21 protein-coding genes and 1 pseudogene are annotated in these 22,877 nt (G+C 52.6%); 9 read left to right on the top strand and 13 right to left on the bottom strand.

All coding sequences use genetic code 11. The annotated features are described in order from the left end of the window. Positions 1 to 11: 11 nt before the first annotated feature. The 4 genes from L861_RS11425 to L861_RS11440 all read left to right on the top strand — a co-directional run bounded on the left by L861_RS11425 (position 12) and on the right by L861_RS11440 (position 4,148). Positions 12 to 914 (top strand): LysR family transcriptional regulator, encoded by a 903-nt coding sequence (locus L861_RS11425; protein WP_016416122.1) that lies wholly within the window; start codon positions 12 to 14, stop codon positions 912 to 914. Between the two features lie 164 nt (positions 915 to 1,078). Then, positions 1,079 to 1,900, top strand: coding sequence for a PAAR domain-containing protein (locus L861_RS24155; protein WP_016416123.1), 822 nt, complete (start codon positions 1,079 to 1,081; stop codon positions 1,898 to 1,900). A 1-nt stretch (position 1,901) separates the two neighbouring features. After that, positions 1,902 to 2,510: a tetratricopeptide repeat protein gene (locus L861_RS11435; protein ID WP_016416124.1), complete on the top strand. Its 609-nt coding sequence runs from the start codon at positions 1,902 to 1,904 to the stop codon at positions 2,508 to 2,510. Positions 2,511 to 3,149: 639 nt separating this feature from the next. Next, entirely contained in the window at positions 3,150 to 4,148 is a 999-nt protein-coding gene (locus L861_RS11440) for an IS481 family transposase (RefSeq protein WP_016416125.1), read from the top strand. Here L861_RS11440 and L861_RS24515 read toward each other — a convergent pair. Next, complete coding sequence (locus L861_RS24515; protein WP_027948034.1) at positions 4,095 to 4,703, bottom strand: hypothetical protein; 609 nt, start codon at positions 4,701 to 4,703, stop codon at positions 4,095 to 4,097. The genes L861_RS11440 and L861_RS24515 overlap by 54 nt on opposite strands. A gap of 549 nt (positions 4,704 to 5,252) precedes the next feature. On the opposite strand from L861_RS24515, the gene L861_RS11445 reads away from it, so the two are divergent. Then, positions 5,253 to 5,645, top strand: a complete 393-nt coding sequence (locus L861_RS11445; RefSeq protein WP_016416126.1) for an HIT family protein — start codon at positions 5,253 to 5,255, stop codon at positions 5,643 to 5,645. After that, a complete protein-coding gene (locus tag L861_RS11450) occupies positions 5,642 to 6,760 on the top strand; it encodes an HNH endonuclease domain-containing protein (protein ID WP_016416127.1) in 1,119 nt (372 codons plus the stop codon). Before L861_RS11445 ends, L861_RS11450 begins: the two co-directional genes overlap by 4 nt. A 703-nt stretch (positions 6,761 to 7,463) precedes the next feature. Here L861_RS11450 and L861_RS23630 read toward each other — a convergent pair. From L861_RS23630 to L861_RS11475, 5 genes are all read right to left on the bottom strand, one after another. Then, entirely contained in the window at positions 7,464 to 8,813 is a 1,350-nt protein-coding gene (locus L861_RS23630; RefSeq protein ID WP_016416129.1) for a dCTP deaminase domain-containing protein, read from the bottom strand. Positions 8,814 to 8,819: 6 nt separating this feature from the next. Next, a complete protein-coding gene (locus L861_RS25175; protein WP_269078959.1) occupies positions 8,820 to 10,088 on the bottom strand; it encodes a DNA methyltransferase in 1,269 nt (422 codons plus the stop codon). Continuing rightward, a complete protein-coding gene (locus L861_RS11470; RefSeq protein WP_144063011.1) occupies positions 10,085 to 11,404 on the bottom strand; it encodes an HD domain-containing protein in 1,320 nt (439 codons plus the stop codon). The genes L861_RS25175 and L861_RS11470 overlap by 4 nt, the downstream gene beginning before the upstream one ends. Then, positions 11,391 to 12,578, bottom strand: a complete 1,188-nt coding sequence (locus tag L861_RS24520) for a hypothetical protein (protein ID WP_144063012.1) — start codon at positions 12,576 to 12,578, stop codon at positions 11,391 to 11,393. Before L861_RS24520 ends, L861_RS11470 begins: the two co-directional genes overlap by 14 nt. Positions 12,579 to 12,919: 341 nt before the next feature. Continuing rightward, positions 12,920 to 13,939 (bottom strand): IS110 family RNA-guided transposase, encoded by a 1,020-nt coding sequence (locus L861_RS11475; protein ID WP_016416133.1) that lies wholly within the window; start codon positions 13,937 to 13,939, stop codon positions 12,920 to 12,922. A 140-nt stretch (positions 13,940 to 14,079) separates the two neighbouring features. Here L861_RS11475 and L861_RS24160 point away from each other — a divergent pair. Next, a protein-coding gene (locus tag L861_RS24160; RefSeq protein ID WP_371827890.1) for an IS3 family transposase occupies positions 14,080 to 15,443 on the top strand; the annotation gives its coding sequence in 2 pieces (ribosomal slippage) (positions 14,080 to 14,536 and positions 14,536 to 15,443; 1,365 coding nt in all). Positions 15,444 to 15,509: 66 nt separating this feature from the next. Here the strand turns inward: L861_RS24160 and L861_RS11490 are convergent. Beyond that, positions 15,510 to 15,792 (bottom strand): annotated as a pseudogene (locus L861_RS11490) (GMP synthase (glutamine-hydrolyzing)); the annotation flags it as partial. Between the two features lie 59 nt (positions 15,793 to 15,851). After that, positions 15,852 to 16,469 carry a TetR/AcrR family transcriptional regulator gene (locus L861_RS11495; protein ID WP_016416135.1) on the bottom strand — a complete coding sequence of 206 codons (618 nt, stop codon included), beginning with the start codon at positions 16,467 to 16,469 and terminating at the stop codon, positions 15,852 to 15,854. 95 nt (positions 16,470 to 16,564) lie between these two features. Here L861_RS11495 and L861_RS11500 point away from each other — a divergent pair, with 95 nt between their 5' ends. Both L861_RS11500 and L861_RS11505 read left to right on the top strand, forming a co-directional pair. Further along, entirely contained in the window at positions 16,565 to 17,572 is a 1,008-nt protein-coding gene (locus L861_RS11500; protein ID WP_016416136.1) for a saccharopine dehydrogenase, read from the top strand. A 118-nt stretch (positions 17,573 to 17,690) separates the two neighbouring features. Then, positions 17,691 to 18,251 (top strand): sugar O-acetyltransferase, encoded by a 561-nt coding sequence (locus L861_RS11505; RefSeq protein WP_016416137.1) that lies wholly within the window; start codon positions 17,691 to 17,693, stop codon positions 18,249 to 18,251. Positions 18,252 to 18,379: 128 nt separating this feature from the next. Here the strand turns inward: L861_RS11505 and L861_RS11510 are convergent, their stop codons facing one another. Genes L861_RS11510 through L861_RS11530 form a run of 5 tightly spaced genes read right to left on the bottom strand, consistent with a single transcriptional unit; the run spans position 18,380 to position 22,865 of the window. Continuing rightward, on the bottom strand, positions 18,380 to 19,534 hold the full coding sequence (locus L861_RS11510) for an alpha/beta hydrolase (protein ID WP_016416138.1): 1,155 nt from the start codon (positions 19,532 to 19,534) through the stop codon (positions 18,380 to 18,382). Between the two features lie 33 nt (positions 19,535 to 19,567). Further along, entirely contained in the window at positions 19,568 to 19,993 is a 426-nt protein-coding gene (locus L861_RS11515) for a Rid family hydrolase (protein WP_016416139.1), read from the bottom strand. Further along, positions 19,986 to 21,374, bottom strand: coding sequence for a sensor histidine kinase (locus L861_RS11520; RefSeq protein WP_236617155.1), 1,389 nt, complete (start codon positions 21,372 to 21,374; stop codon positions 19,986 to 19,988). Before L861_RS11520 ends, L861_RS11515 begins: the two co-directional genes overlap by 8 nt. Then, positions 21,358 to 22,044, bottom strand: coding sequence for a response regulator transcription factor (locus L861_RS11525; RefSeq protein WP_016416141.1), 687 nt, complete (start codon positions 22,042 to 22,044; stop codon positions 21,358 to 21,360). Before L861_RS11525 ends, L861_RS11520 begins: the two co-directional genes overlap by 17 nt. Next, entirely contained in the window at positions 22,044 to 22,865 is an 822-nt protein-coding gene (locus L861_RS11530; RefSeq protein ID WP_016416142.1) for a MipA/OmpV family protein, read from the bottom strand. The genes L861_RS11525 and L861_RS11530 overlap by 1 nt, the downstream gene beginning before the upstream one ends. Between the last annotated feature and the right edge of the window lie 12 nt (positions 22,866 to 22,877).

A 22,877-nucleotide genomic window follows, 5' to 3' on the forward strand; every position in this document is an offset into this window, starting at 1 on the left:
GTTCTCACTCAATGAATCAGAAAATCTCAACCAACCAGACAAGCGACGATTCGCATCCCGCCAACCGGACGCTCAACCTGGACGCCGCCCGTACCTTCGTTGCGATCTGCGAAACGGGGAGTTTCCGGCGCGCCGCCGCGCGCGTGAACCGCTCGCCATCGGCGGTCAGCCTTCAAGTCGGCAAGTTGGAAGAACAGCTCGGCGTCCGGCTGCTGCATCGCGATTCGCGCCGCGTCCGCCTAACCGACCAGGGAGAAGTCCTGCTCGGCTTCGCTCGGCGTCTGGTCGGGATCAGCGACGAGGCGATGGCGGTGTTCCACGGCTCACCGTTGTCCGGGAGCTTGCGTCTCGCCGCTCCGCATGATCTTGGTGTCTCGCTGGTACCGGGGCTGCTCCGGCGGCTGGCTGAAACGCATCCGCGGATTCGCGTGGACGTCCGGCTCGATTCCAGTGAAACGGTGCAACGTCTCTTCGTGGAGGGCGGTGCCAATCTCGCCCTGTTCAACGAGGCAAGCTCACCGCTGGTGCCGGCGCGGGATCTCTTCTCCGAAGAGCTCCGCTGGTTAATGCGAGACGGCGGCCGTGCCGTGGAGCAAGACCCGCTGCCGCTTGCCGTGGCCGAGATCGGCTGTGCCTGGCGCGATGCTGCCCTCAGTGCATTGGAAGGAATTGGGCGGTCCTACCGGGTCGCCTATTCCAGCGACACCTCGATGGGCCAGGTCGCAGCCCTGCGCGCGGACCTCGCGGTGGCGGCCCTACCCGGCTCGCTTGCCGACCGCGATCTCGTCGAAGTCCCGGAGCATTGGGGGCTACCGGCACTGGGCCGGACCCACATCTATCTGGCCGATGATGGAAGCGACACAGCCAAGGCGTTCGCTGCTCTGATCACGCCCGATCTGCGGGCTATCGCATAGACGAGACGAGGGTCCCAGACCTCCAACCGGTTATGTTGGTACTTCTTGTCGCCCCTCGTCGCACACCAGCTGACCGCGATGCCACAGAGAAGGGAGTTTTCCACAAGTAGTACGACAGCACGTGTGGGTGCTAATCTACTCCCCTTGTGGATAAGGAGCGTCAGATGGATCTTGCCAAGGTAGGCGATAACGTTGTTTGCAGTTGTAAAGGAGGGCCGCATAGCATTATCTCCGGCGCCTCCCCCGCCACGGTCGATGGCACCCTGATTGCCAGGGTAGGCGACAAGAGTTCTTGTGGAGCTGCCATTACCTCCGGTGCGAGCGGGTATTTGGTTGACGGTGCTCCCGCCGCCATCCATGGCAGCACCACCTCATGTGGCGGCTATGTTGCAGCGGCGTCTTCTACGATAACCGGCTTGCCCACCACCGGCACACGGGCAACTGCCCCTCAAGCAAGTATTGCCGCTGGCAGTGCACTCAGGCACGTGAATGACACCTCTGTGGCTGCGCTTGCCGAAAACAATGCAGAAACCGTATACCGATATGTGGCCGAAGAAACCGAAATCATCATAAAACAGCCTGCCTATCTTCAAGTCGAGGGAGTTGAAATGATTGGCGGCTATTCTTTTCGGAACCATATCGTCATCAGAGGACACACTCTCCATATATCATCTCACGGCTGGGCTCCCTCAACCCAAGTCCCCGGCTCAGGCTCCGCCGTTTTTGACATGCATGCCGAGCTGAAGGATGGCAACCAGCTTCTTGAAACCGCCGTTCTGGAGAATAGCGGTACCAATGCCTGGCTAAGCGATCCGAGATACACCCCGATAGGTCACGCCACCCTTCGCCTACCCAAGCCAGAGCCTGCCCGGACGCTTTCCCTTCACCTCCAAGGCACTTTTATTTATCAGACCCGTTCGGAGTCTGTCTCACCAATACCGCCCAGCACTAGCAAGACGATTTCTATCCAAGTCGTAGCGCAATAACATGATGAAGAAACTCCTTCTTATTCTGCCAATTACCTTTCTCATAGCTGCCTGCCAAGAAAGCGGGGGCAATGACCTTCATGATGAGTCTGTCGAACTTCAAAGGCAGGCCAACGAAGAAGTCTCCTTGGATATAGCGGAAGGAAATAGAGAAAGGCTGTCCAAGGCGATGGATCTGATTGAACAGTCGCTGGAAGCAGACCCAAACAACCATGCCGCGCTACTCGCCCGAGCTCAGATCACCGTCTACCGACAGGAATATGAACTAGCGCTACGCGATGTAGAAAACGCTTACCGCATCGCACCGAGCAATGATTCGATACCGCTTTTTCGCTGCATGCTGATAGAAGAAGTGAAAGGAGATAACAGCGGGAAGGAGTGCTACTCAAGGGTAGAGGAAAGTTACGCCGAGCAGCACAAGGAAGACAGCCAAATTCCTGCCAACTGGATGAGTGCGGCTATTCTAGCTGATAGCCACAATGCCCCAGAACTGGTCGAGAATTATATCAAGCAGGAAAAGGCCAAGGGTGAACTGGAAGCTGAGATGGCCGGGATGACAATCGAGAGCCTTCAAGATGGAAGCTATGTGGACCAAGTGTTGATGCGGTAGCGGTACTTGGCTGCCGACAAGAGTGCGATGCAGCCAGCAGATCCACTGCATCAGTATCGACTAGCGGCTGAGTAGCGAAAGGGAGCTGGTGGGGACGAGATTTGATAAACGAAGCGGCCGGAAGAAAAAATTCCTCTCTTGGGTTCAGTCAAGGGTTACGTTTTGATGTTGCATTTAGGGGGGATTGCGACTACTCGGCTTGAACACACTCACTAGTAGTGAGTCGCCCCGAAGCAGTCGAAGCGAGCTTTTGTAATCATTCTACTTACCAAGTACGGCGACCATGTAAAATAACCTGAATGAGGTTGTTGAATTGGCTCGGCATCTCGTACGCAAACCACACAAAAAATTGGCCACTTACCAGATAGTTAGACGCCACCATAAACCCAAACAAAAATAGGCAATTTCTCCACGGCTGGCTGTAAGCCGAGCTAATACGACCACCTATTTGTTCATTAAAGCTTCTACTACTGAGACAAATCCCTATTATCGAATAGGTGAGCATAGAAAAACATGCACGCCAGCCAGCTGCAAAAAAAAGGATTACTTGTGGGGTTCCGGATGATCGACTGAACTATAGAAGCTATCCTTTGCTGGCAGCCAAGGAGCTTCTTCATCAGGTCATTCGGGAGCACGGATATGGACATCAAATTGCATAAGCAGGCGACGACCACCCCCAAGATCCGCGCCGAAATCCAGGCGGCGCCTGCCAGTATCAGCGATAGTGAGCTGGCTCGCCAGTACGGCGTCTCCGACTCGACCATTCGCCGCTGGCGGTACCGAGACGATGTTCACGACCGTTCTCACACGCGACACAAGTTACTGGCGACGCTGACCACTGAGCAGGAAGCCGTGCTGATCGCAGCGCGGGAGTTCCTGCGTCTGGGCCTGGATGATCTGTTGGTGGTGGCCCGTGAGTTCCTCGCCCCCCAACTGTCGCGTTCCGCCTTGCATCGGATGCTCAAGCGACGCGAGGTGCCGACGCTGGCTGAATTGGCCAGACGAGATACTGAGGACGGCGAGGCACCCAAGCACAAGCCGTTTCGAGACTATGAGCCAGGCTTCGTGCACATCGATATCAAGTACCTGCCGCAGATGCCCGATGAGCGGCAGAAACGCTATCTGTACGTGGCCATCGACCGGGCGACACGCTGGGTTTATCTCGAGGTGCGGAGCAGTCAGTCGGCTCAGGACGCCCGATCGTTCATGAAGCATGTAGTCGAGAAGGCGCCGTTCAAGGTCCAGAAGGTGCTGACCGACAACGGCAAGTCCTTCACCGACCGCTTCACTCGGGCGGGGGAGCGGACGCCCAGTGGCCACCATCCCTTCGATCAGGAGTGCCAGCAGCACGGCATCCAGCATCGTCTGATCAAACCGGGACGGCCACAGACCAACGGCATGGTCGAGCGCTTCAATGGTCGTATCAGCAATGTCCTGACGACACGGCGGTATGCGTCAGGAGAAGACTTGGAGCAGACCCTGAAGCGCTACTGTTGGCTGTACAATCACCACATCCCGCAGAAGGCACTGCATCACCAGCCGCCTATCGCCGCGATGAAAGACTGGCAAACCAAGCGGCCAGAGTTATTTCACAAACGGGTAATCAATCACCCGGGACCCGACAATTACTCCGAGTAGGTGAAACCCAAACCACATGAAATCAATATCCGTTTTTTTGAGCGATAGAATTCCTGAATAGTTAACTATATCTTGAATATATTTAAAATCCCGCGGAGCATACATCGGAACCTTTGCAAGCCCTACCACTCGCACTGCTGCCAACGCGAAGAGGAACATAACGAGTAGGTAAACGCACCACCTCCAGCCTTGGAAGGTCCCTCTGTAGAGTGAATGCACAACCAGACCAGCCCAGGCCCCAAAAACAAAGAGGACTAAAAGCAGGGCTGCAGCAAGCACTTCTTCGCGGAAGAATAAATAAGCCACTCCAGCTGAAAGAAGAAACAAACTGGCCAAGAAAAAGACAAGCTGATCATTAGTTCTATTTTTTGATCCTACTGAAACTTTGACTACCTGTTGCATAGATACGCTAACAGAAGAGATTCCGCCAGCAACCGGCATAGTCTCACCAGAACCTTTGACAACCCGCTCCAAAATGATACCAAAGACTGCTCCAAGCAAACTTGTCGCAATCGATATATAGATATCTACCTGCTTGCTAGCAAGAATTTCCAACACCCTCCTCCCTACTCTTCTTCTTTTCAGGCAATAACCCAGCGACAATCCCACAAACAGAAAGGCAAAATGAGTCTATTCGTGCCGGGACCAAACTCTAGAAAAAGCAGAATTTATTATTCTATCATCCTTCATGTTAAAGTCTAGCCCTACTGTTTCAGTGCATACTCTACTGACCTATCATCAAGTTCACATAAGTTGTTAGTAAGTATTCGCAAACTATACTGCTCAGGTCAAACGCAGAGCAGTAAGATCTTTTTCATTGCCGGGACAGTAGCGCGACCAAGTCTAGCACCTGCTCCTAGGCATACTCGCTCAAGTGCAGCCGCCGAAGAAATGTGCGAAATAGATGGCTAAGCCAGTAAGACTGCGTCGAGGACAGCACCATGTCAGTATTCTCCTATTCATCAGAAGACACCGGTGAAACAAGCGCGATTAGGTCATGCAGGTATGGGTTACTGGCCTGCTTATACCGGAGCCTCACACCGCTGATGTGACAGTGATACTCTAGTGATCATCACCAGTCCCATCATCGACAGGAGCCCTTGCATGGAATGCGCCACCAGCGCTGAATGCCCCTTCTGCCATCCGGAAAGCACCAGAGTCATTGCCAGGCACCCACATTTCCTTTTGTATCAGGATGGCTTTCCAGTGTCGCCGGGGCATACCTTGGTGATTCCCTATCGACATGTCGCGACGATTGCTGAACTCACCGCTGACGAGCAGGCGGCGCTTTTCCCTGCGGTGCTCGCAGCTCAGAAGCTACTCAACGAAAGCCACCGACCGGATGGCTACAATATCGGCATCAACCAGGGGGTGGCAGGAGGCCAGACCGTGCCGCACCTGCACATACACGTCATTCCACGCTGTCACGGCGACCAAATGGACCCTCGCGGCGGCGTTCGCTGGATCTTCCCCGAAAAGGCAGATTATTGGTCATGACGATACAGCCCCCTTCTTGCGACAAGGTCGATATCCACGCCTTCAACCAGCTCTTCAACAATACGACCAATTCCTACAAGCTGGTTTTCTTCCAGGCCCTGCTCAATATCCTGATGGAAAGGCAAAGGAGCAGCGTTCACGATCTCGTCATCGAGCTTCGGGAGCTGGCCACGGAGATGCTGGCCCTCGGCTGGTACCCGCACAACTTCTTTCGGCTCTCGTTTGGTGTTCAGGATCAGACCGGCAAGATACTCGATTGCCTTGTCTTCGACCTGGAAGAGCAAGCACTGACCAACCCCGATACCCACAAGCGGCTCAGACGGGCGATTGCAGATCAGTACGAGGCGATAAGGGCCGACAGCATGCTGCGTTTCGTGCCTTACCGGTTGCTGTCACCCTTCTTTCTGGATGAGCTCAAGGGACTCCAGGATAGCCAGAAGGACAAACGGATCAGGGAACTTGCCAACAGCCGGTTCTCCACCCAGGAGCCCCCGATCTATCGTTTTGTGGAAGCTGAACGTGCCATCGAGGTGCATCCCACCTGGAAAGACTACCTGCTGCGGGAAATTGCCATCATCAACGGCTGGGTAAAACACCACTGGATCGGCTATCTGCAGGACCGCAACCCAAGCACTCCAGCCATTATCAAGAAAATCACACCACCACTTACTCGGTCAGCTCTGACCCAGCAGACCCGATTCTGGCAGGCCGTGATGGTGCAATCTGCGCAACGATGCATCTACACGGACACCCCGATAGAGCCGAATGACTTTGCACTTGACCACTTCATCCCATGGTCTTTCGTCTGCCACGATCAACTGTGGAACCTGATCCCCGTGTCCAGCAGTATCAACTCATCCAAGGGAAGCCGTCTGCCCCTAGAAAAGCATGTGGACAGATTCATCGATGCGCAGTATCACGCTTTAAAAGTAGGCCGTCGCAATCTGAGTGACAGCGCCTGGAACAAGGCCATTGAGCCTTATGTCAGTGACCTCCGGCTTTCCCGCCAGGACCTACTCGACAGCTCCAAGCTGGATAGTGCCTATCGTCACACCTTGGGCCCACTGATCTCCCTAGCCAGGCAGATTGGCTTCTCCGATTTCCATGGAAAATGATAGTCTATCCTTTATTATCTTGTGTCTTGCAAGATCCGGACTGGGGGTAAGTATCAGGTGATATTGTCACTGTACACACTGAGCAAACTTAGAGTACCCAAGATATCACTCCGATAGCAGCCCCGAGGATACCGAACAGCAATCCCCAAGTAACGAGCTCGGACAATTCCCTCTGGTTGCTTGCATAAAAACTGCCTAGTGACGACGCAAGCTGAGCCACTTCTGCCTTACGGCTACCATCTTCCTTCACAAACCCAGATAGTTGCAAGCTGATATTCTCGGGCAACACAGCATAAGGTTCATGCTCATCATGTTGATCTAGCAACTGGCGGACCTTTTTAAAGGATTTTGATAGCTTTGAATTGTCACCTGATTACGCTCCGAAAAGTAGTACTCGAAGGCTAAATAGCTCCTCCTTCCTATCCTGCTCCCTTTCTCAGCAATGTGCTGCATATATGTGAGACTTTATTGACAATTGCTATAGATATTTGCCGGTGAAATTTCTTGCGTCTTTGGCTCTCGACAGCATCTTTCACAACCAGCAGAAGCCGAAGCACGGCCCCGATGGCCGCGCCGAAGATAAGTATCCCGAAAACCCTGACATTTCTTATCCCTTAAACTCCATATAGTGTCTATATGTCAGCCATAATTAGCACACTTGCAGTGAGAAGATAAATCCCATAAACACAGCATAAGGATATGCTTAATCATCTTGCATTTGAGAAATTTCATCTACACTTCTCATCTCATCTTCACCGATTTCTTCAGGCATAGATTTTTCCCGAGCAACATTTTCCTCGTCTAACATTACCTCAAGCCTAATCAGCCTCTCCAGCCTCTTATCTAAGTTTTCACTTCTTTTTTCTACGATACTACTAGCCTCTCGAACACTATCCGTAACGTGCTGGACAAAAAAGAAAAGGGCTGTAAAGAATATCGGAACCAAGACAGCCATTCCATTTTTATATCTCCCCCATTCTTTTTTTACATCGCCTATTTTCTCTTGAGTTCTCTCTAATATTCTTCCACCCTCTGATACAGCAGCAGACTCCGGTATGAAATCACTAAGGCTGGTTTTATTTTGATACTTTCCATCATAGCCATCACTCAAACCACATGTCGTATGAAACTCTATAGTCGAAAAGTGTTTACCCCTTGTCACCCCGACCGGTTGATCGCTACCATTGTAAAGCATGCAAAACAAAGCCCCACGATAACCTGGGTCAACTTGCGGACCGTTAGACAGTATCACCCCATTGAAGAACAAAGAATTTTTCAAATCAAATCTAGCCGATACAAAGCTTGGAAGATTTGCTTGCTCCATGGCTGAAACAATGGCATATGAGTATGGAGGGATTTTTAAAGTTGGCTCATTTTTTGAAAGACTGATATATTTCCCTTGGCACCATACATCATCACCAAGCCTTAAGTCATAGCTTGCGATAGAAGAACTGGAAGTTGAACCTTTCAACAAAGAGTTACATTTTAACAAAGGTTCTATCTGCCTCCTTATTAACACCCCTCCTTTACCAATCAAACAATCAATAATAGCCACAACCCCACTAAAAACACTCTGAACCTCTCCACTGAGAACCACATCACACCGCTTAACGATATCTAATTGGGCGATAAAATCCCCCGCCCCCATAACTCTATGATTATTGAAGGAGACTCGTTCTTTCTGTTTATCAATATTATCTATCGTATCTAAACCAACGGTTACTACCCTTCCGGGATTTTTCCCTCTAAAATCCTTTAAAACATGATAGCTTCCCGGGTCAAAAGGACATATGCAGAGATCACTTTCATTCAGGCCATTTACTTCCCTTTTATGAACACCATACTTTTCCCTCCCTACATTTATAACCCAAAGATAATTTTCTTCATCATCCATTGAGTCGACAAAGTCATATTCAGCATCTTGGGGGTTGCGGCGGGACCTAGTAGTTGTAGGCCTCAAGATTCTTATTTCTTGACTATTCTCTTTAATCGATTCAATCAAGGTGGTCTTCCCGGCCCCCCTCACGCCCACAATAAAGATAAAGATAGGCATATGCGATCACCCCTTATAGAAAATACTTATTGTTTCTTGTTTTATAGACGTCCATGATTGCCGAGTTCGCTTTTGACTTATTGATCGATCAACTTCAAAAAAAGCTGACCAACCACTTAGTTCAAGCTGCTCTCGCATAAGGTTTAAACCAATTTCACGGCCGTGATTTTTATGCGGCAATATTGCCGCTATAAAGCCAGTCTCTATAAATTTAGCTTGCCTCTCAACTGCAGAAGCCAGCTCTTCAGCCCACACTCTTCGAGAATCTTTGTTGAACCGCTTTCTCCGAGCTCCAATTTCTCGCGAAACAAGTATCTTTATTTCCTCTTCGGTATAACCTAGGGAATAGAAAGAAAGTTTCTGTGAGTACAAATAGTCTATAGCATCCCCATAAGGCGGAGAGGTAATTATCGCGGAAACAGGAATGTCATAGTAAGACAAGAGATCATCGCTAGACGACCAATCATAGACATCCACTCTCAACACCATCCCGTCAAACAAGTTATTATTAGCTCTAACCTCGGTTTTCCTAAGAGAACCCAAGAACCTAACAACCCATTTTTTAAAATATGATCTTACATGCTTATAAGTGAAAGCCTTTGGTTTTACATTGTCCGCAATATGCCCCCAGCTTTTCACCTGAGATGACATACTTCTGATGTTTGATGAGATCATATAGTGAAAAAACAGCCTTGCGAAGGGACTTTGCAAAGTTAAAGCCTTCTTTAAAAACTCATCAAGTTCAAGTAGCGAACTCTTATGAATCCAACTCTCCAGTGCCTCATTATTAAGCTGTGGCCTTTTTACCACCACCTCTTCAAACCGTCTTGAACTAGGGGAAAGCATGCCATCTAAATATTGTTGCATATCTAAAGCATGCTCATCGATAGCCTCATCCTTACAAAAGATTGACTGACTTGACTCATCGATAAAGTCAACAACATTCTTAAAGAAAGCTTCAAAATCTTTCTCTGAACATGCTTTCAAAGCTAATAGTCCACAAAAAACATAGCTACTTAAAGCACCGATGGGATTCAAATCAGTAACCCAAACTCTGCGCCCTAGTCGTATTGCTTCCGCAGCAGTAGTCCCCACCCCTGAAAAAGGGTCAAAAATAACATCACCGTGTCTAGTCAGACTCTGAATTAATGCTGATGGAACTTGGCTTGTAAAAGTACCAGGATACCAATGAGGTAGCGTCGTTACTCCTTTTTGAGCTACAGAAAAGTCCCAATCAATAAGTTTTAATTGACTAGCAATTGTTGACTTTTTCACAGTAGCTCCAATTGCGTTTCAGAGACCTGATCTGGAAACAACGGATCATTTATTTTTTTTATTTCTCCAGAAACAAACTCACCAAGAACTTCCTTGATAAGCTCATAACAAGCGTGCTCAGACACGTTATTTTTAATAGGCAAGCTTGAAAAAACACCAATAAGCAATTGGCAACTATCTTGACCTATTATTTGACACTCACCCTTATCTCTTAGGTAAACTTTTATTGATCGCTCTGTCTTACCTTTATCTTTTATGAAATGAACAACAAAACCATTAGAAACACCTAACCTTCCTTTAAACACAGACTTTATTCTTGCTTCAATTTCATTCTTCACAGGTGCACTAGAAAGACGTGGATAATCTCCTATATCTTCAGTTAAAGCTAAAAAAAGCGGGGTGTAAAGATCCCCAGTTCGTAGATTTTTGACGAGTTGTCCAATCTCTTGATTTTCACCAACAGAGCTTTCTATAAGATGTTCCAGAAATTCATCATCTGTCATTTTCCAATTACTTGACTCAATAAGATTTCTCTCAACAGCAATTTCAATGGCCTTAGTTAACATGGCTTTAGCAGAAAACTCAGCCCAATCCAACAAAAGAAACCTGTAAAGGTTCTTTCGAATTATTTGCCATTGAGATATTTTATCTACATGATCAGCTGTTATTGAAACCATGCCTTCATGGCACGAAATATTCTTAGCGAGAGACAGTGCTATTGTCGCGTCTCGCTTGCTGGCTATTCCTACATGGTAGGCAAGGCGGACTACATTATCTATGTTATCTAAATCGATTGTTCCTGAAATAAGCGGCCCATACTCCCCCTCTCCTTTTATCAATGAAGTCACATCAGTCCATATATTTTTAAGTTTATCGCCAGCTCCGAAAGGCTTTCCTGAAAAGGAGACATTTGCATCAACCATCTGGTGAAAATTCAATTTTTCACCATACATCAAATCTTCATGTTTGAATGCTTCATCAATTTCATTGTCTTCTACAACATACTGAAAGGAATGTCCAAATGGCCCAGTCTGCATATCGTGCAAAACTGCTGCTGCAACCATAGGCTTACCCCATACGCTGGAAACATTCTCTGCTTGACTTTTCACCCATTCTTTAGCCAAACACATCACACCAAGGACATGCTCAAATCTCGATATTTCAGATGCGCCAGTTATTAACAAGGAATTTATATTACACATCCTTACATAGCGAAGCCTCTGAACTTCTGGCAAAAAAATCAACGAATACTCAAACTCAGTAAGCTCAACCACACCATACAAGGGGTCATAAAACCTCATTTTACGAGCGTCCATTTTTAAACTCCCTTGATGCCAGTACACCTGAAACGGCTGCTTGCAGTAGCCCTCGAGCATGCCCAGATACATCACCCAAACAATATACATCAGATATGGAGGTTTTAAAGCTCCCCTTCACTGAAAAAGTGTCCCAATGCCAATCAATGAGAGGCATGTGAATGATATGTGGCTTACTCCAGTCAACAAGCCCTTTTGACATTAAAAAATCTGCAAAATCCTTTAGCTTTGAAACGCTACTTTTCCCATATAATTCCTTAAGCAAAGGTTCAGCTCGTCCCAAAAAACCGCTCTCAACAGTCACTCCATTTTCAATCAAACAAGGTTGTATATCATGATAATACGAAACAATTCTATTTAAAACCTCTGCCTTTGCATCCAAGCGCAATAATATCCCGAAATTTGCTCTTTCTACATTACAACTAGCCACAACTCCACCAGGTATAGAAACCCCATTATAATCATAATAATAAACTTCACCTGGCGAATTCAAACAAAAGGTTCGACATCTATCCTTGATAATCTTGGCATCCGGTCCCAGGCTTCTCAACTTCTTTAAATCTTCTAAACTGAAGAACTCAACCCTTACTCCTACATCAATCCCTTTTCCCTTCGTGGCCTTAACTCCCAAAGATTTAATCAGTGAATTATTACGCCTACCGCCGGCAAAGAAGATAGTTTTTGCCGACTCCACAACATCTCCATCATCTGATCTTATTTTTACATCAAATAGTTCACGATCATTCTTTATCTCGACACATTCGCCCTGTACAACTGGTATATTTTTTGACTTCAGCATCCCATCCAAATGGTTAACCAAAGTATTAATTTCTTCTTTCTCAAGAACCACAGATTGGTACTTTCTCAAGCTATCCATCTCTTTATTTACATCATGCGACTCAAATGAAGATGACAGATCCAACTCAAAAAAAGTTTCCACCTCACTTATTGCTGTATAAAGCTCTTTTTCACTCCCAGCCACATCAAGAAGGCCAAGTCCAGCGGGGGGGAGCGAAAACTTCGCTCCTGAAAACTTAACAAATCCACCAATACTGCCTTCAGCTTGTGGCAGTGATGCATCAATAACCAGAGGGGAGTAACCAAACTCCTTTAGTTTTAACGCTGAAACGATTCCAGCCAGCCCCCCTCCGATTATCGCTACATCATACTTCATAACGTCCTCTTCCCATCCTCGCTGAAGGAAATACCTACCGACACAAGCCATAGACCAAATATACCAACCATATGGTGCGCTCGTCACAAAATGTATGGTCAGCCTGGCTTTCGCAACGTGGATCTTCGACACTGACAAAGTGGGCTTGCGCCAATGTATCCGGGCTCTTGATGGGCACACATCACTGGCGCCCGGCCCTCGATGAGAAGCCGCACCTGTTCGACCTCAAAAAAGCCTCAGCATCGCGATGCTATTTTTGCGATCAGGTTCTCGGACAGGTGGTGAGCCGTTTGTCGTCATCGTGATCCTACGCCGCAAACCCCGTAGGCTGGGTCAATCTCTCAGGCGAGCGTCGCGCCCGGTGATGGACGGAACTCACCACCCTTGGCCAGGATCGCCCAGGCGATTCTGGCCATCTTGTTGGCCAGGGCGCAGGCCACGACGTTCGAATGCCGCCGACAGCCCAGCTCCCTGAGCCAATCACCTAATCGATCGTTGCGCTGGTTCTGCCGCTGCATCACCGCGCGGGCGCCCTGCACCAGTAGCCGTCTCAGGTGGCCATCACCTCGCTTGCTGATCCCCAACAGGCGCGGCTTTCCTCCCGTGGCGTACTGCCGGGGTACCAACCCCAATGATGCGGCAAACTCGCGACCCGAGCGATAGTGCGAGGCATCGCCTGCCGTCCCAACGATCGCACTGGCTGTAATCGGGCCAATACCCGGAATCGTCATCAGCCGCCGAGCGGCATCATCACGACGTGTGAGCTGCTCGACCTCCTCCTCCAAGGCGGCGATCTCATCACACAGCGTGTGGTAATGCGCCTGGAGGCGCCGCACGAGCGCCACGAACGCCGTCGGCAAATGCTCCAGGTAAGTATCGAGACGACGAATCGCCGCATGGCCAACCGGCAGTGCCACACCAAATTCGAGCAGGAAACCGTGGAGGCGATTCATGACCGCCGTGCGTTCAGCGACCAAGCCCTGGCGAGAGCGGTGTAACGCCGAGAGGAGCTGTTGATCCTCGCTCTTGATGACTGCGAAGCGCATGGTGGGGCGTGATGCCGCTTCGCAGATGGCCTCGGCATCGACGAAATCGTTCTTGTTGGTCTTGACGAAAGGCTTGACGTATTGCGGGGGAACCAACCGCACGTCATGCCCAAGCGCCTGGATCTGGCGGGCCCAGTAATGACACCCGGCGCAGGACTCCATCACGACGAGGCAGGCTGGCTGCTGAGCCAAGTGTGGCAGCAGTTTCTGTCGGGATAGGGCTTTGCGTAACAAGGGCTTGCCGTGACGGTTCTGAGCATGAAGATGGAAGGTCCGCTTGCCCAGATCAATACCGATGATGGCGGGAGTGGTCATGGCGTGGTCCTCTGCAAAAGAAGAAGCCCAGCAAGCATAGCCTGCTGGGCTTCGAGGTCAGGCTGACCATCTCATTAAAGCCCGCACCTATGAACTGACCCCCGAAAGTTGGACACCGCTCCAACTGTAGGGGGTTTTGCATGGCGAGGTATTCCAGTGAGTTCAAGTTACAAGTGGTCCTGCACCACGAGAGTCCGGCGGGAGGAAGCAGACGCACAGCGATACAGTTCGGGCTGGATAGAGGTGTTGTCAGGTCATGGGTAGAGGTCTATCGCCAACATGGTGAGGCAGGATTGGCTCGCCGTACACGCCCCCAGGTCTATGATCTGGCCTTCAAGCTGAAAGTCGTGCGTTTTCTCGAAGAAGGCGGCTCTCTTCGTGAGGCCAGTGCTTACTTCAACATCCCAGCGCGTACTACCATTAGAGAATGGCGGCGCCAGTATGCCTCTCATGGGGTTGACGGCTTGTCTGACCGCCGTGGGAGACCTCGTGTGAAAAAGAAGAAACCGCCATCCTCTGGTACCAAGGCACCTGACCAGATGTCGCCAGAAGAAATGGCGGAGGAGTTGGCCTATCTGCGAGCAGAGAACGCCTATCTAAAAAAGCTGAAAGCCTTGGCTCAGTCAAAACGATCAACCGAAGAGAAAAAACGTTGATCATCAATGAGCTAAGGCAAAGCCATGCGCTTGCTTACTTGCTGCGTGCAGCTGGCCTTGCGCGTAGCGTCTATTACTACTGGCGAAAAGTGCTTCAGCGCCCAGATGCTTATGTGTCCGAAAGACAGCTTATCCATCGTATCTTCCATGCCCACAAGGGGCGCTACGGCTATCGCCGCATGACGCTGGCCCTTCGGAGGGAAGGCTGTCATCTCAATCACAAGACCGTCCAGAAGTTGATGATACAGGCAGGACTAAAATCAACAGTGCGACCCAAGCGTTACCGGTCCTTCCGAGGTGACGAAGGTGGTCTCGCCGCCAACCGTCTACAGCGCCATTTCCGAGCAGACCGTCCGCATCAGAAGTGGGTAACAGATATTACAGAGTTCAACATTCGAGGGGAAAAGGTCTTCCTGTCACCGGTCATGGACCTCTATAACCGAGAAATCGTGGCATTCTCTATTGCCCGTACCCCTCGGCTGCCGATGGTCATGGCCATGCTGGGTAAAGCCTTGCAGCAGGTCAAAGATGCCGAAGGGCTGGTTCTTCATTCTGATCAGGGCTGGCAGTATCAGATGCCTGCCTATCACGCGGCGTTGACCGCTAGAGGAGCCGAGGTCAGCATGTCTCGTAGCGGGAACTGCCTGGACAATGCCGTCATCGAGAACTTCTTCGGCCTCTTGAAGAGTGAGTTCTTCCATGGCCAGAAATTTACTGGTGTAGAGAGGTTCATCAGGGAACTCCGGGCCTACATACGCTATTACAACCATGACCGCATCAAGGCCAACCTAAAAGGCCTGAGCCCTGTGGAATACAGGATCCAGGCCTTGGGGACCGCCACTACCTGAATCAACCCGTCCAACTATTGGGGGTCACTTCACCTAGGCGGGCTTATGAGGCACATCGAAACCACATCACTCCCACTCGGTCGTCGCGGGCGGCTTGCTGCTGACGTCGTAGGTCGCAGGATACGCCTTCCAGCTCGCTGATGATGCGGTTGGAGACGGTTTCCAGCAGTTCATACGGCAGGAACACGACGAGGGCTTGGCTGGTCTTGTGGTACCAGTCGGCCTTGTACAGTTCGCGCAGCGGTTCAACCAGCTTGAGCTTCATGGTCTCGGGCAGGCCGCCGACGTTGTGGTGCGACTTGATCACGTGGGCCTTGATGGCCTTGGCGGCGGCGGATTCGATCACGTTGGAACAGTTCTCCGGCGTCGACGCGGATTACCTCCAAGCGCTATATCGAGACAACCACGTCATCGTGAATGCCCTTGCAGTCCCCCTTGGATCAGCGAGGCGAACGCCTCGGCAGCTTCAGCCTCGCTGCAGTTGCCGCGCACCATTGCGGCCGAGAGCGCTTCACCCGCGCCAATCAGGCCAATGCAGCGCCGTTCCAGCTCGACTGGCGACAAGGTACTGTGCGGCTTCAACACGGTTGCGAACAACTGCACGTAGCCGTCGAGCAGTTCCTGGTACACCGCTTCCTTTTCCTCGCTACCCGCCAGCGCAGCGCTCACCGCATGCCATTCACCGCTCGTATCGGCATAACAATGGATGTAGGTGGCCGCGAGCACCTCAACGGTTTCTTCAAGGCTCCGCTCGCCGGTGGTCAACGCGTTCCGGAGCGCGTTCGCCTGCTCGATATCGATCGACTTGTAGAGTTCGATCAGTAGTTTTGATCGCGTACCGAAGTGATCGTAGGCGACCGGTTTGGAGACGCCAGCGCGCGTGGCCAGATGCCCCAGGGTCAGCCGATCCGCCCCTTCATCCCGCACGATCAGAATTGCCGTGTCGAGCAGTTGACGCCGCCGCTCTGCCTTGGAAAGCCTGCGCGAGGTCGCTTCCCGGCCCGCACGTTTCGTATTGCTCGTCATTCCATCCTTCCTGTTGCAAAACCTACCAAAGGTAGGTTAGCGTGCAAACAACCTACTAATGGTAGGTTTCTAGCATGAGAAAAGGAGGATTGGCAATGTCACAGGATCCCATTCTGCTCATTGGCGGTTCCGGCATCGTTGGCCGCTGGGCGGCACGATTTCTGCGTGCCGCTCATCCCGATGTGCCGCTACTGATCGGCGGTCGCGACCTCGCCAAGGCCGACGAAGCCGCAGCCGAGATCGGCAATGCGGAGGCCGCAAGTATCGACCTGGCCGCTGCCGACCTCGGACTCGGTGAACGTCCGGTCAGCGCCGTCGCGATCTTTTTCACGGACACCACGATTGCCGCGCTGCGTTTCGCCCAGGCGCGCGGCGTACCGTACATCAGTATTTCACCAGCGATCCACGAGGTCGGCCCCGACGTCGCGGCGTACATGCACAAGCCGGATGCCGCACCGGTCGTTCTCGGTACCGAATGGCTGGTGGGCGCCACGACGATTCCCGCGCTCGAGTTCGCCAGAGAGTTCAGCCGCATCGACGACATTCGCATCGGCGCCCTCCTCGACGAGCAGGACGAAGGCGGCCCGGCCGCTTTCGCCGATCTGGAGCGCCAGACGCAGGCCATTCCTGCTGTGCTGGCTCGTCGCGATGGCGCTTGGTTCTGGCGCACTGGCGACGATGCTAAGGCTGAGTTCCGTGCCGCTGACGGCACCATGGTGGAGGCTTCCGCCCTCTCGCCGCATGATGTCGTCGGCCTGGCAACCGTGACCGGCGCGCCGAACGTTGAGTTCAACCTGGCCATTGGGGTGAGTTCTACCCGCCGTCGCGGCGAGCCAATGTCAACCGAGATCATCATCGAGCTCGCCGGGGAGGATCACGCTGGCCGACCGCTTCGCACCCGCCACGCCGTTGTCCATCCCGAAGGGCAAATGCCGCTGACGGGGTTTGGGGTCGCCATGGTGCTCGAACGGCTCACTGGCGTCGATGGCAACCCGGCAACCCCTCCCGGACTCTACTTCCCGTACCAGTTACTCGAACCCACCGCCTATTTCACCCGCCTCGAGCAGATGGGCGGGAAGGTACTGAAGCTGGAGGTGCTTTGACGTTTGAGGAGCCCGTTCGCCCGCATTGCGGGCGTCACTCTAGTGCGGTCGTGACAGGTTCGTTGCAATAAGCGAATCGCTATCATTTAATACATGGATTTAGCAAGGAGGCCCACTGATGAAAACAGAAAAAGAAAAGATGTTAGCTGGGGAGCTATACAATCCTGCGGACCCATTATTATTAAAGGAACGCGATGAAGCGAGACGAAAAGTTAGAATATATAATCAAACATTAGAAACTGAAGGCGAACAACGGCTCAAAGCCTTAAAGGAATTACTCGGCTCTACTGGAGAAAATATATACATGGAGCCAAATATACGAGTGGATTATGGTTACAACATACACGTTGGTGAAAACTTTTTTGCGAATTTCGACTGTACCATACTAGATGTTTGCGAGGTGCGCTTTGGCGATAATTGTATGCTTGCCCCTGGCGTTCAAATCTATACGGCAACACATCCACTGAATCCAACTGAACGTAATTCTGGTAAAGAATACGCCAAACCCATTGCTTTTGGAAACAATGTATGGATTGGTGGCGGTGCCATCATAAACCCTGGCGTCACAGTCGGGGACAATGTTGTCATTGCGTCAGGTGCGGTAGTTACCAACGATGTACCGGATAATGTTGTGGTAGGCGGCAATCCAGCCAGAATAATTAAACAGATTGAAATATAAACATTTCTCACATTGCACTTGTGCGCAGCCAGTTTAACTATATAACAAAAATAATACGCTTACATTAAACATCCAAGAGTGGCTGATAGACGGCGATTCGACAATAGAGGGCTGGCCAGGCATGGCGGTCAACTGTCGCCTGTCACCTCGCGGATATTGTCGAGGAGTTCGAGGAAATAGGGATTCCAGGTCAGTCGGGCATGGTATTTTTCCGCCGCAATCTGGCCCCAAGCCCCGAACCACAGGGTTTCGGGATCGTCGGGGAGGGGGATGCCGTCCTGGCCGTTTTCAAACATGATGTAGCGGCCCGCTTCACCGTAATAGGCGTTTTCGGGCGCAAACAGCACATTCATGTGGGAAAAGGTACTGATGCGCCGATCGGGCAAGTTGCTGGCAAGGGCGGTGACGCGCGGATCGTCAAGGTTTTGCGGAGTGTCGCCGTACCAGACGAAGCGCGATTTTTGATTGGGGAAGCGAGTTTGAAAGGCATTGAGCGTCGCGTTGGGGTCAAGGACGCTGTCATGCTGGCTCATGGTGATCAGGACGGGTTTGTCAAAGCGGGCGGTTTCGAGATGTTTTTGTACGGTACTGACCGAGCGATAATAAAGGGCGGCCCCGCGCGTAGGAAGAGACTGGTAAGTGACGATATTGTCCTCGTCATCGATATCGACCCAGTCCCACAAATAAGAAATGGCCGGGGCGAGAAACAGATAGTCGTTATTGGGATAAAAGCCGGGGGAAAACAGCAGCAGCCCGGCGACATTTTCGTCCCTAAGCGCATGGGAGGTGACCAGGTTGCCGCCGGTCGAGAAACCGCCAAGCCATAGTTCATCGACCTCGTTTGCTAGCAGATTGGCGTGATGGGCGATGGTTTTTTCCCAATCCTCATTATCGGGCAGCATCAGATCGGCGGGACGGGTGCCGTGACCAGGCAGAAGAATGGAGCGGACAAGCCAGCCGTCATTCGCCATGGCGGTGGCGATATCCATGAAATACCACGGGCTTGATCCGAGTCCGTGAACGAATAGGATGCCACGTTTCGCCGGTTTATCAGGGCGAAGTTCAAACGGCATGTTGAGCTGTATTTCAAGGTTGCGGTCGTCGCTAATGAAGGCGCGATTATCGGCAATCCATGCACGGGTGTCGCGCACATATTGATCGAAACTGTCCTGATTATAGGGAGGTAGGTTGTCCGAGGACTGAAAAAGCGGGGAATCCGGCGGCACGGTGCAGGATACCAGAAAGACAAGTGCGGAAAGCAGAACGCCAAGGCGGGGAAGCATGAGAACTCTCCATCAATGTATTGTTGCGCTCATTTAGCTGTCTGATACGAATTCAGGCAGCACCGCCTCAGCCTCGATAGCGATCAGCCATTCCGGTTCGGCAAGGCCGTACACAATCAACCAAGTGGCCGCTGGCGGAGCGATGGGGAAGCGATTCTTCAGTGCCTGAATCACCACTTGCTGATCGTAGCGTGCGAACTCGGCTAGGTAGATTCTCAGCATCACCACCCGCAAGAGATCGCCACCAAGGCTCGACAGCAACCGTTCGATATTGTCCAGTGCCGCCTCGGTCTGCTCGGCCAGATCGGGACCAGCCAGGTGGCCTTCGGCATCGACCCCGGCCTGACTGGAAATCAGTACCCGGCATTCCCCTTGCACCAGCACGGCTTGGCTGTGGCCATCGACCAGGGTATCGGGCAGGTCGGACGGATTCAGGGGCTCGCGTCTTACTTCATGCATCACTGCCTCCTTGCGAGTCTAGCGGGAGGCTTCCCCTCCCCATTGATAGTCGGAACCGTAAGCCTGGCTCTGCCCGCTCGGCCGTGAGGCGCCAGCCGTGCGCTGAAGCAATCTCTTGGCAAATCGATAACCCCAACCCTGCCCCGTGGTCTCGACGATGCGCAGAACGCCAGAATCGCTCAGACAATAGAGGAAGTTGTTCTACCTCGACGCCGTGGCCCCTGTCCCGCACGGTTACCGTTTCGCCCTGGATCTCCACACTGACCGCTGTCTTCGCGGGTGCATGCTGGATGGCGTTCTCCAGCAAATTCTTCAGCAAGGTGAAACAGGCCGCGCGGTCCGCTTTCCACTTCACGTCTCCGACAGCCCGTACTGCCAAGCGCACATCGGCAGCTTCCGCCATGCGCTCCAGGTAGGAAACGACCTCGAGAGCAACCTCTTGCATCGGGACGACGGCGAAGTGGTAGTTGTGCGTCTCGCTTACTTCCGCCAGGTGCAGTAGCTGCTGCACCTGGCGGGTCATGTATTCGACGTCGCTCAATAGCGCGCCGCGGTCATTCTTGCCACCCTCTGTCAATTCGATCTGCGCACGGATCAGCGTCAGCGGTGTCTTCAGCTCGTGGGCCGCATTGCCAAGGAACTCCTGCTGTACGCGATAGCCTCGTTCGAGACGCTCCAGGGCCCGATTGAAGCTATCCACGAGAGGGGCAATTTCCGTGGGAACCGCTTCTGTTTTCAGCCGGGCGTTAATGGAGCGCGGCGAGATGGCCGCTGCGGACTCCGACACATCTCGCAGCGGCTTGAGGGTGTAGCGTAAGGTGATGTAGGCACACAAGCCGAAGGCGACGAACAGGACACTGCCGAATATCGCCACACCGGTGACCACGAGCGGAAAGGCAGCGCGATGGAGGAGATCCACGAACCTGGCGCTGGCCGCGAACTGCAGGTACCACGTTCGCCCGGCATGCTCGAGGGGTTCCGTGACGCCATAAAAGGTGTTTCCCTCGTGCTCGAAGGTGAAGTTACCGCGCCCCAACCAAAGAAGGTCGCCGCCGGCCGGCCAGAACTCCTCTTCCGTACCCGAGAAAACCGCCACGTTCCCGGTGTCATCCAGAATCCAATACGCCGTTTCGCGCTGCGGGCCTTCGAACAGCCAGGCGAGATCGTCCAGGCGGCGCGAGTCGAAGCCAACGGGTCTACCGTTACTGTCGAATTCGACATCATCCGCCAGCCCCTCTGCGGCATCAGCCAAGTCCATCCGCGCCAGTACGTTGCTCTGAACCACCACCACCGCAGCAATCACGAGCAGCGTGATGCTGAGCACCATCCCAGCCACATAGGCCATCAACACCTTCAGTCTCAGGCTATTCAGCGACATCATTTTCACGAAGCGTATACCCTAGGCCCCTGACGTTGACGATGCGCTGGCGCGAACCGATAGCGAGCAGCTTGCGACGTATGCGGTGCAGGGCCACATCCAGGGCGTTCGGTGTGACCGCCTCGCTCAGCCCCCAGGCCGCCGCTTCCAGCGCGCTGCGACGCACGACCTCTTTAGGCTTGTGCAAGAGCAGCTGCATGATGTGCAGCTCCGCCGGGGCGAGGGTGACGCTTTCGTCGCCGCTGCACAGAACACCGGCTTCGGGGCGCAGGGTGAGGTCGCCGTGACTGGGATCGAGCGGATGGAACTCCACGGGGCGGCGCAGCAATGCCCGGACACGTGCCACCATCTCGTCCATGGCGAACGGCTTAGGCAAGTAGTCGTCGGCGCCGGCTTCGAGTCCCTGTACCCGGTCATGCAGCGCATCGCGTGCCGTCAGTACAAGGCAAGGCACGCCAAGACCGGCGTTACGCAACTTCTGCAGCAAGATGAGGCCATCCCCGTCCGGCAACCCCCGATCGAGAATCAAAGCCTGGTAGGGCATCTGCTGGACCGCCGCCCATGCGCTGTCGATGCGATCGGTCACATCGACGGCGATGCCGGCGGCCACCAACCCTTTGCACATCAACCGGGCTAGCCGGTCATGGTCTTCGACCAAGAGTATTCGGCTCATCAGAAGCGGTAGAGATATCCAAGAAACACACTATTGTCGGTCGAGCGATCCACCAGCGGGCTGTCTTTGATCTCCTCCGCCAGGCTCGCGACTTCGACACCCATGAGCACGGAATGGTGCTTATTGAATCGATAGACGCCACGCACCCCCGCCTCGATGTTGATAGCGGACTCCCCTGCATAGGCGGGACGGTCAATACGAGCCTCGCTGTCGCGAACGCCGAAATAGTAGTCGGTGGTCTTCTCGTCCTGCCAGCTCGCTCCCACGCGCGGGGTGATCAGCATATGCTCGCCGAAATGCCAGGTTCTCTCCAGATCGAGGTTGAAACGTTGCCCATCGCTGTTGCTCGACACGTCGGCAAGCCATTCGGCGCTGACATCAACAAAACTGCTGCTCCACTCAACCTTGGCACCCGCCCAGAAGCCGCCCTTACGCTCGCTCATGCCGTCGAGGATCGGGGCGTCGTCCTCCTCGTAGCCGCTGCCGTCGTACTTGCCGACGATACCGAAATTAAGTTGTTGAGAGTCACTGATATCGAGACTCGGCAGTTTGAATTCGATTTGCGGGCCGAAGACATGAATGTATCGGTTCTCGACCTGAAGCAACGGTATTGGCGTGTTTTCCCGATCGATATCGGTGTAAGGCTCCTGCTCGCTCACGACGCCGAGCCCCAGCCCCCAGGTCGTTGACGACCCGGTATCGGTCGGCTCTTGGGCCATGGCCGTGGAAGACACGCAGAGCCCAGAGGCCGTCATGGAAATGGCGACCATACGCAGGGCGAAACCCGGGGAGGTCGAGGCAGACGGATGCGATAGCGGCATGGGGAACTCCTC

Origin of the sequence: Litchfieldella anticariensis FP35 = DSM 16096, assembly GCF_000409775.1 — a bacterium.
In the GTDB taxonomy this organism is placed as follows: domain Bacteria; phylum Pseudomonadota; class Gammaproteobacteria; order Pseudomonadales; family Halomonadaceae; genus Litchfieldella; species Litchfieldella anticariensis.

Bases quoted from the DNA above. Each gene is read 5' to 3' on its own strand.
- L861_RS24520 (WP_144063012.1), bottom strand. From the start codon at position 12,578: ATGAAGTATGATGTAGCGATAATCGGAGGGGGGCTGGCTGGAATCGTT.
- L861_RS11505 (WP_016416137.1), top strand. From the start codon at position 17,691: ATGAAAACAGAAAAAGAAAAGATGTTAGCTGGGGAGCTATACAATCCT.
- L861_RS11440 (WP_016416125.1), top strand. From the start codon at position 3,150: ATGGACATCAAATTGCATAAGCAGGCGACGACCACCCCCAAGATCCGC.
- L861_RS11530 (WP_016416142.1), bottom strand. From the start codon at position 22,865: ATGCCGCTATCGCATCCGTCTGCCTCGACCTCCCCGGGTTTCGCCCTG.
- L861_RS11445 (WP_016416126.1), top strand. From the start codon at position 5,253: ATGGAATGCGCCACCAGCGCTGAATGCCCCTTCTGCCATCCGGAAAGC.
- L861_RS11470 (WP_144063011.1), bottom strand. From the start codon at position 11,404: ATGGACGCTCGTAAAATGAGGTTTTATGACCCCTTGTATGGTGTGGTT.
- L861_RS11520 (WP_236617155.1), bottom strand. From the start codon at position 21,374: ATGATGTCGCTGAATAGCCTGAGACTGAAGGTGTTGATGGCCTATGTG.
- L861_RS11500 (WP_016416136.1), top strand. From the start codon at position 16,565: ATGTCACAGGATCCCATTCTGCTCATTGGCGGTTCCGGCATCGTTGGC.
- L861_RS11435 (WP_016416124.1), top strand. From the start codon at position 1,902: ATGATGAAGAAACTCCTTCTTATTCTGCCAATTACCTTTCTCATAGCT.
- L861_RS24155 (WP_016416123.1), top strand. From the start codon at position 1,079: ATGGATCTTGCCAAGGTAGGCGATAACGTTGTTTGCAGTTGTAAAGGA.
- L861_RS11450 (WP_016416127.1), top strand. From the start codon at position 5,642: ATGACGATACAGCCCCCTTCTTGCGACAAGGTCGATATCCACGCCTTC.
- L861_RS11510 (WP_016416138.1), bottom strand. From the start codon at position 19,534: ATGCTTCCCCGCCTTGGCGTTCTGCTTTCCGCACTTGTCTTTCTGGTA.
- L861_RS11425 (WP_016416122.1), top strand. From the start codon at position 12: ATGAATCAGAAAATCTCAACCAACCAGACAAGCGACGATTCGCATCCC.
- L861_RS23630 (WP_016416129.1), bottom strand. From the start codon at position 8,813: ATGCCTATCTTTATCTTTATTGTGGGCGTGAGGGGGGCCGGGAAGACC.
- L861_RS11525 (WP_016416141.1), bottom strand. From the start codon at position 22,044: ATGAGCCGAATACTCTTGGTCGAAGACCATGACCGGCTAGCCCGGTTG.
- L861_RS11475 (WP_016416133.1), bottom strand. From the start codon at position 13,939: ATGACCACTCCCGCCATCATCGGTATTGATCTGGGCAAGCGGACCTTC.
- L861_RS11495 (WP_016416135.1), bottom strand. From the start codon at position 16,469: ATGACGAGCAATACGAAACGTGCGGGCCGGGAAGCGACCTCGCGCAGG.
- L861_RS11515 (WP_016416139.1), bottom strand. From the start codon at position 19,993: ATGCATGAAGTAAGACGCGAGCCCCTGAATCCGTCCGACCTGCCCGAT.